This window comes from Algibacter sp. Ld11, assembly GCF_045066735.1.
In the GTDB taxonomy this organism is placed as follows: domain Bacteria; phylum Bacteroidota; class Bacteroidia; order Flavobacteriales; family Flavobacteriaceae; genus Algibacter.
In genome coordinates this window covers 1-9,168 of the sequence record NZ_JBISHH010000014.1, presented here as the reverse complement: position 1 = coordinate 9,168, position 9,168 = coordinate 1, and the positions used below count along the sequence as shown (strand labels likewise).

The window sequence follows — 9,168 nt, the reverse complement described above, 5'->3', positions numbered from 1 at the left end:
TCTATAAACTCCCATTCTCCAATTAAATCAGATTCGGTTAAGTTTTGAGAAATTCCAACTTGGAAAATCAAAAATGAAAGTATTAAGAATATCGTTTGTTTCATATTGTTTACAACGGTTACGTATAAGAATAGTTGCGGGTTTACGTGCGAGGATTTTCCGCAGGAAAATCAGACGTAGTAAACTTGCAACGACCTTTGGTTAAGCCCAAAATTGAGCGATTATTTTTATACATTGTTGTGGTGCGTTTTTATGCGTTCTGTTATTTAATCCGTTGTTGTTTGAGTTCCGTTTATAAATTTATTCTCACGATAATATACCGAACCATTCATTCTTTCTCTTATTTCAGTCAGATTCCGTTTAGATTTTAAAATTCCGATAAAATCAGAATATTCATAATCCGAAAAAATTAAATAAGTTCCAAGTTCAGACGTTATACTTGACACGTTTATAAATTCCGATTTACTTTTCTCAATATTTGGTAAAAGTTTGTCATATCCAACTACGAAATGATTTTCAGGTCGTAGTTTTTTTTCCATTTTAAATCTTTGCTTGTAAACATTAAATATATGCTCGGTTGTTGTTTTAGATGCTGATTCGTGAAAAGTTGAAAATGTAACTTCATCATTTTCTATTTGTAAACATTCCGATACCAAATCATTTTCAAGGTCAATTTGCTTGAGTAATTTAAAGAGGTTTTTAAAATGTTTTTCGCTATTCACAATGTTTGTCTTAAATGCACCACAACGTGTTTGTGTATGGTTAGTTGCGTGGTTAAGCAACTAAATTAGTAAACTTTTACGAACCCGTGAATATTCCACAGGAATATTCGCAAGTAGAGAAGAACAAAGCAATTAATTATACACGGTGTTGGCAATAGTTATTATTTTCAGTTCGCAATTCCGTTTTTTGTTTTACTAATTAAGCAATGTTTTTATTCTTTTCCATATTGAATTATTTTTATTCAAAATCGTGATTATTTTTTCTGCTCTTTCAGCAATGTTTTTATAATATTGATAATCAGTTTCAACTTCACTATATTTTTTCCCTAAACTATCTCTTTGGTTATTTATAAAATTCAAATCACTATCGTGAATAATTGTCGTCAATCGTTTTTTTTCAAATCCGCTCCACTTAAAATCGTTTTCATTAATGATACTTTCCAATTCGATTATTAGTTCCTCACGATATTCGTTGTGATTGTCAGATTCGTCAAATTCAAATTCCTTTAATAGACAAGAAATAGCAGAAATTTGATTCAAGTCGGTTGATTTAGTCAGAATTTTTATTAATTCAGATTGAGTTGGTTTTGGAAATTTGAATAATATTGGATTTCCGCCTCCGTAATATTCCGAATCAAGTCGAATTTTTAGCCATTCCGATTTATCTCTTTTGTCAATATATTTAGTTTCCCATCCATCACTTTCGATTTCGGTCATTTCCGATGTCAAATTTTCAATTGATTTTCTATTTGTGATAAAATTCTCGATGTTCATCTTAATTATTGCCAACGGTTACGTATAAGAATAGTGCGTAGTTTGTGTGCGAGGATTTTCCGAAGGAAAATCAGATGCAACCAAACGCGCATTTACTCTTGGTTAGGTACTAAACTAAGCATTATTTTTATACAATGTTAGCATGCGTGTTTATTTTTGTCGGACTTATTTTACGAAATAGTTGCGTTTAATTTTTTAGAACCTCGAATTTTTTGAGCATGAGTAAAGTCAGTTGCTCGTAAACTTTGCGTAATGTTTGTTTAAAGTCAGATGTTTTTGAGCAAGAGTAAAGTCAGTCGTACGCAACAGTTGCGTTTTGAATGGTCAGAAGTCGGTTGAGTGAGATTTTAAGGAATCTATTTTAAACTACTTTTGAGTGATTTTTATTTTCCAGAGCTGAGTGAGACATGAATGCTAACGGTTACGTATAAGAATAGTGCGTAGTTTGAGTGCGAGGATTTTCCGAAGGAAAATCAGATGCAAGCAAACAAGCACTAACTTTTGATTTAGGAATAAACTTACGCATTATTTTTATACAATGTTAGGCAACGTTTTTTATTCATACATAATATTTTCCAGTTCACTTTTTTGTCCGTTGTAAATTTCAAAGAAATCTGTCGGTTTGTTGGCTATAAGTTTGACCATTTCTTCGTGGTCGTGATTTAGTCGATATACTTTTCCTTTTTTATCTATTGCTATATAATTTCCGTCTTCCATATCCAAAATTGTGTAAAATAGTTTTTCATCAAATTCAATTTCAAATGTGTAGTCCAATTCCAGAAGTTTGATTTGTTCTTTAGTCAACGATTTTAATATTTTTTCAGCTATCTTTTGGTCAGGGTTTTCCATTTTCAGATGCTCAAGTTCTATTTCACTTTTCTGAATTTGGTTTAAGTCATAAGTTTTGTGGAAGTATTCTGGGTTTTCTATTTCAATTTTGGTCAATCCGTCAGATTGATAATATAACTTAATCGGTTGATAAAGATTTTCTTTTTTGTTTAGAACAGAAATTCCAGTCAGATTGAAACAGGTCTTGTGATTTCTATTTATAATCTCAAACTCTTTTGGTTTATAACCACGAGAAATATAAATTCCTCTCGGTTTGTGCATAAAACTAATTCCGTAAATTTTAGAAAGTCCGATTACAGTTTGGATTTGAGGCATTTCAGATTCCAACAATTCAGCTATTTTAAGTCCAAATTGTTCAATATGTTTCTTTTTTGTCTTTCGATTAAAAATGCTCATTTCAAATGTTGCCTAACGTTAACGTATAAGAAACGTAGGGCAGGTTATAAGCACTTTCGTTTCGGTTTATTACTTAGCTAAATATAATATTTTGCTTTTATCTTTTCTACTATAAACGCCAAATTTTATATTTAGCGGACTTTGTAAATAAGCCCAGATTTTCGGTTAAGCCACAAATGCCCTATGTTTTTTATACACTGTTGTGCGTAGTTTTTATTTCCGTTCAATTATTTCTCCGTTGAGTTTAAATCTTTTACAAGGCCATTGTACTCCAGCGTGTTCATTTCCAAAATCTTTATAGTCATAATCTAAAACTTTCTGTCCTTGCATTAAATATAATAAAACAGTATCGTCTGGAAGTAAAAACCAAACAGAACTATCTTTATCCTTATTTCTTATCTCAAAAAATATAGCTCGTTCAATGAACTTTCTATCAAATCTATAATTGCAACCACAATTATTTTTTTGTGAAGTTTTAATAGCTTTTGGAATATCAAAACTTGGTTCAATATCAGCAGTTTTATACCAATCCAAACTTTTTACATAGTTATCTTGTTTTTCCCAATCTTCAGGACTTTTATTTATACCGTCAATATTATATTCATTTATGGTTTTATTATTGAAGATGTATATGTCTAATGTACTTTGAGTATGATTTTTTAAGTAATCTGTAATGAATTGAATATTCTGAACTCTTTTTGTTACTATTTGATAGTTATGAATTATTGAATCCCTGGAATAAATAGATTTCCCTTGTTTTGATGCCATAAAAATCAAATTCACATTTGATAGCATTTCATCATTGTGAAGTTTAATTTTAAAGGTTTGGGGTTCGTCCCAAATATATCTACCTCGTCCGTATACTTCTCCAAAGTATTTTATATCAAATTCAGATTCTAATTCCTTAATCTCTTTATGATAGGTATATGCTGATAATTCATAAAGTTTAGTTATGTTATAGTCAATGATTTTGTTTGTTAGATATTTTTGAAGCTTATCACCTTTTAAAGGCCTTAATTTTTTTCTTCGTGATTTTATTAAATCTCCTAATACATTCTCAATGTCAAAATTGTAGTTTTTTGTTCCAGTTAATGAATTTGTCCAAGGTACTTTATAACCTCCAATTGATTTTCTTGAAGTAATTTCATTTACCAAAATATTATTTTCGAACATTTTAATCTTATATTCATCGCGATACCTTTGGTGCATTGTTGTGCAACAACCATTATTTAAATAGTCCAAATAATATTTTTTATAAATATCTAAATCTCGAAGTTTTGGTTTAATAAAATCTTTTTGTTCTTGATTCCAATCCACTTTTGAATTTTTGTAATTCTTAATTAATTCTAAAGGGTTATTCAATATTTTCAGAGTATCTATTTTCGAGTTTTTAAATACATCATCTACAGATTGAACATTGGAAATTGCAGTTAATAAGTCAGATGTTTTTCTATTGTTTTCGATTTTGATGCTGTCAGTTGAATATAAATATTCATCATTATCAAATCCAGAAGCGTAAAGGTTATGAACTAGATAAACTTCTTTTTTGATATTTTGAGAAAGTCCAAATTGATAGATTAAAAGAAAGAATATTATTAGTCGATTCATTGGTTTGGTTTTAGTTACTCAAATGTATTTTTCTTTTTCGATTCAGAAAAGTCATATTGAGTGAACTATACTTTTGGTTGAGTAATGAGGTTTTTTCTCAAATTACGCACAACGGTCTTGTGTATGAATAGTTGCGGTTTTGTGTGCGAGGATTTTCCGCAGGAAAATCAGACGTAACAAAAATGCAACTACCTTTGTTTAAACACTAATTTAAGCAATTTTTTATACACGTTGTTGTAAGTAGTGTTTTCTTTCAGATTATGCCATTCGTGACTACATCCATCTTTACACCAAGTATTTCGTCTATATGTATCAGATTCTTTATAAGTCGTAATTAATGTAATAAAAGCTTTCCGATATTCATCTTCAGGCAATTTTGATATTTTTGATAACGCAACTTTAAAGTTATTCGTTTTTAAAATAACAATTGGCGTCATTGTCGGTTTTAGAGGTATTTTAGAAATAGCAGTTTCTATGATTTTTTCATTTGGGTGAGATTGTTCCGTAAAGAATTTAGTCAGAAAAATTGCTCTTTTCCTATCAGAATCAGATAGAGAATCAAACCATTCAATTCCGCTTTCAATTGAGGTTTTTCCTTGAGCAATTTTATTAATAATGATTTCTTCTTCTTTCAATATTCGGTCAGGTTTTTATTCAGATTTTGAGTCAGTTACATTACTTACAACGGATTTGTGTAAGGATAGTTGCGTGTTTAAGCAACTAACTTACTAAAAATGGAACGAACCAGAGGAAAATCCGCAGGATTTTCCGAGTAGGTAAGAACCAAGCAATTATTTTTACACGGTGTTACCTGCTGGCTTTATTTATTAAACTATCTATTTTGGTTTCCAACTCCTTTCCTCTCAAATCTTTTGCGATAATTATTCCTTCAGGGTTAATCAGAAATGTTGCTGGGATTCCTCTTACCCCGTACTTCTCTTTGATTTTGTTAGAACTATCAATAATTTGAGGCCATGTTATTCCATGTTTGTTTGCAAATTTTTCTAAAACTGTTATTTGATTGTTTCCAACAATACCAATTATTTCAAATTTTGATTTATCAGTTTTACTATATATCGTTTTAAGATTTGGGATTTCTTTGATACAAGGACCACACCAAGTGTCCCAAAACTCGAGAAGTACATATTTTCCCCTTAAACTATCTAATGAAATCATATTTTGTTTTTGGAACTGTTTTTCTGAAAAGTCAAAAGGTTTATTTCCAATTTGAGTGGAGCGTATTTGATTTTTAGATAAATCCATTTTTTCTAAAAGTAAAACATCCTTATTTCTATTTACTCCCAAGTTTTTATATAAATCATTTTCGAATTCAAGATATTCGTTGTTAAAAACTACTTTTTTCAAATCTACTTTTTCTCCATTTAAGCTTTGATTAATAGTTATTCCAACATCTTTAAATGTAAGGTTTGTAAATTTAAAGGAATGAATGCTTATTAAGTGATTTCCTAATTTTGCAGTACCGTATTGAGCAAAATTACATAATAAGTAATATTGATCCATATTAACCGAAGAAATTAAGAGAGGAACCTTAACCTGAACCTTTTTATTATTAAAAATACGTTCAAAAGTAACATCTATTGCTTCATTATTTGCCAATAAATCCCAATCTAATTCGCTGTCATACTCAATTGGCTCAAAAGGCTCGTCATCACTGAAATCATAATTGTTATTTGCGTCTACAATGACCATTGCGTTTCCAGTGGAATCATTTCCAACAGCAAAAGCTGCTCTGCATTTTATTGGCTCTTTTGACAAATTCAATGTATCTGGTTCCCAATTCCACATTATTTTTAGTTCATCATACCATTCTTTTGAAATATTGCCTGAATGGTAGTTTTGATAAACATATTGGTGAAAATCTGAATTAATATCTCCAACTTTAACATCAGTCCAATTTTTTGGTATTCCAGTAACTTTTAAAAAAGTATTTTTCCACGGGTTATTTTCATCATTATTATAGAGTGGAATTGAACCTCCACCAGATGCTTCGAAAGGACCAAACCCTTTTTGGTAAGTAATGGGCAGTTTTAAAATATGGTCCTTTTTACAACCTGTTATTAAACATAAACATATGCTCAATAGAAATAGAGTTTTAATTTTCATGTTTCATTCAAATTATAGACAGAGTTCGTTTTCAGCTTGCAGGTAACGTGTTTGTGTATGGTTAGTTGCGTGGTTTAGCAACTAAGTTAGTAAACTTTAACGAACCCGTGAATATTCCGCAGGAATATTCGCAAGTAGGCTCAATGAAGCAATTAATTATACACGGTGTTACCCAACGTTTTTTAGTCGTGAACTTGGAATGTCAAAGGCATTTTATATGAAACGTTAATTGGTTTTCCGTCTTTCATTCCAGGTTTCAAATTTGGTAATAGTCCGATAACTTCAATTGCATTTTTGTTCATAATATCTGGTCCACCTGTAGCTTCAATGTTTACCGGTTTTCCATTTGTGTCAATTATAAAGTTTATCATTATTTTTATTTTTCCTGTAAGCCCGACATCACTTGCTAAGTCAGTATTAAACTTTCGCATTACGTGTCTTTGAATAAATTTAGTCGTGCATTCTTTTCGTTTTTCGACATCCCATTTTGATTTACAGTCAGGTGCTAACGGTGGGTTTTGAACTTCCTTGAATTCAATAATTTCAGATTCGTCAATTTCTTTAGTTTCGATTTCTGCTTTTGAGTAATCAATACTTTCTGTTTTTTCTGATTTTGACTCAATAACTTTAGGTTTTGAAGGTTTATCATCACTTAATTTTTCCATTTCCAATCGAATCATTGGAAGTATGAAATACGTTTTACCCTCTACTTTTTGAACAGTAATATGCATTGAAGAAAATCCGTCATTTTCTGTTCCAATCATTACTAGGTTATCTTTTAATGCCCAGTTTTGATTATCAAGAAAAAACAATTCTTTCATTCTTTTATCAGCTAGTTTTCCAAATTTAATTCTAAATACTTTGTTTCCTTTGAAATTGAATTTTGAATTTAAAAATGCATCTTTAACCATTTTTAAAGCTTCTTTTTGTGGAACTTCATCAGAATTCGGAATATTAACATTAATAGCTTTCCATTCGCCCATTAAATTTTCATATTTCAGGTTTTGAGCGTTTGTTAGGAAGCTAAATATTAATGCAGTAACTAATAATAATTTTAATTTCATAATGTTTTTCAAATGTTGGGTAACGGTTTTGTATAAGAATAGTTGCGTATTTGCGTGCGAGGAATTTCCGAAGGAAATTCAGATGTAGCAAATACGCAACTACCTTTAGTTTAACACAAAATAGCAATTATTTTTATACGTTGTTAGCATACGTTTTTTTAATTCAGTGTTGTTCTACCCAAACTTTTATCTTCTTTCCATTTTCATCAAGTGAGATAGTTAAAAAGTCAAAATCCATTCCAAATCCACTATACGCTCCAACAGGATAAAGCATTAAATTCAGCGTGTCATTTGTCGATTCCACAATTCTTTTTTCCAATTCAAATGGTTTTCCGAGTAGATTTATAACTTGGGTTTTATTCAGTTCTTTACTTAGATAATTTTCTCGTAAATCAGTAACCATATTCCATCTCGGATTTTTATGATTATCATCATCATTATGCTTTAACCATTCTTTTTGGTTAAACTTGATTTTAAGTTCACGTCTTTTCAGAAACTCATTATATTCTTTTTCCGCTTTTTCCTTATCCATATTTTTCCAGATTTCTCCAAAGCCAATATTTGTAGAATCTTTTTTTGATTCAGTTTTTGATTGTCCACAACTTACTAAATGTAATGTCAAAAGTAGAAGTGTAATTGCGTTTTTCATAAATGTATGCTAACGGTTACGTATAAGAATAGTGCGTAGTTTGTGTGCGAGGATTTTCCGCAGGAAAATCAGATGCATGCAAACACACATTAACTCTTGATTTGGTACTAAATTACGCATTATTTTTATACAATGTTAGCGCGCGTAGTTTTATGTTTTACTCATAAGTTTATTTCTAAACTCAAAATTTTTAGAGAAACAGAGAAAAGTCCAAAGCAACCGTTGCGTATTGCTTGGCAAAAGTCAGATTTTTTTAAACACAAGAGTAAAGTCAGTCGCGCGTAAACTTTGCGTTTTGATTTGTCAAAAGTCGGTTGAGTAAGATTTTAAAGAATTAATTTTAAACCACTTTTACGCAGCTTTTAATTTTTTTGAGCTGAGTGAGCTATGTGCGCTAACGTTTACGTATAAGAATAGTGCGTAGTTTGTGTGCGAGGATTTTCCGAAGGAAAATCAGATGCATGCAAACACGCATTTAGTCTTGATTAGGCACTAAATTACGCATTATTTTTATACAATGTTAGCGCACGTTGTTATGTTTTTCTCACAAGAGTATTTCAATATGATTTTTTCACGCAACAAAGAATAGTCCGAAGCAACAGTTGCGTATTGTTTGGCCAGAGTCAGAATTTTTTAAACGCAAGAGTTAAGTCATTCGCGCGTAAACTTTGCGTATTATTTTATCAGAAGTCGGTTTAATTTTTTATTTAATTTTAGTTTGCGAGAGTAAAATCAGGCTTAGGTAACAGTTGCGTTTTGATTTGTCAAAAATCAATTGAGTAAGTTTTAGGAATTGTTTTTAAAATACGTTGAGAAGGTTTATTATTTTTTTTGAGCTGAGTGAGCAATGTGCGCTAACGTTTACGTATAAGAATAGTTGTGGTTTTGTGTGCGAGGATTTTCCGCAGGAAAATCAGACGTAACAAAAGCGCAACGACCTTTGGATTAAGCCTAAAACAACAATTATTTTTATACTGTGTTG

Annotated in this window: 8 protein-coding genes; all 8 read right to left on the bottom strand. The window is 30.6% G+C overall.

The window, feature by feature from the left end; translation table 11 throughout:
• Positions 1-266 precede the first annotated feature (266 nt).
• Positions 267-722, bottom strand: a complete 456-nt coding sequence (locus tag ACJJV4_RS07550) for a hypothetical protein (RefSeq protein WP_405293049.1) — start codon at positions 720-722, stop codon at positions 267-269.
• Positions 723-917: 195 nt separating this feature from the next.
• On the bottom strand, positions 918-1,451 hold the full coding sequence (locus ACJJV4_RS07545) for a hypothetical protein (protein WP_405293047.1): 534 nt from the start codon (positions 1,449-1,451) through the stop codon (positions 918-920).
• A 600-nt stretch (positions 1,452-2,051) separates the two neighbouring features.
• Positions 2,052-2,741: a hypothetical protein gene (locus ACJJV4_RS07540; RefSeq protein WP_405293045.1), complete on the bottom strand. Its 690-nt coding sequence runs from the start codon at positions 2,739-2,741 to the stop codon at positions 2,052-2,054.
• A gap of 213 nt (positions 2,742-2,954) precedes the next feature.
• Positions 2,955-4,349 (bottom strand): hypothetical protein, encoded by a 1,395-nt coding sequence (locus tag ACJJV4_RS07535; protein ID WP_405293043.1) that lies wholly within the window; start codon positions 4,347-4,349, stop codon positions 2,955-2,957.
• A 188-nt stretch (positions 4,350-4,537) separates the two neighbouring features.
• Positions 4,538-4,984 (bottom strand): DUF5958 family protein, encoded by a 447-nt coding sequence (locus ACJJV4_RS07530; protein ID WP_405293041.1) that lies wholly within the window; start codon positions 4,982-4,984, stop codon positions 4,538-4,540.
• A gap of 172 nt (positions 4,985-5,156) precedes the next feature.
• Entirely contained in the window at positions 5,157-6,473 is a 1,317-nt protein-coding gene (locus tag ACJJV4_RS07525) for a TlpA family protein disulfide reductase (protein ID WP_405293039.1), read from the bottom strand.
• Between the two features lie 182 nt (positions 6,474-6,655).
• Positions 6,656-7,537, bottom strand: a complete 882-nt coding sequence (locus tag ACJJV4_RS07520) for an energy transducer TonB (RefSeq protein ID WP_405293037.1) — start codon at positions 7,535-7,537, stop codon at positions 6,656-6,658.
• A gap of 163 nt (positions 7,538-7,700) precedes the next feature.
• On the bottom strand, positions 7,701-8,186 hold the full coding sequence (locus tag ACJJV4_RS07515) for a hypothetical protein (RefSeq protein ID WP_405293035.1): 486 nt from the start codon (positions 8,184-8,186) through the stop codon (positions 7,701-7,703).
• Positions 8,187-9,168 lie beyond the last annotated feature (982 nt).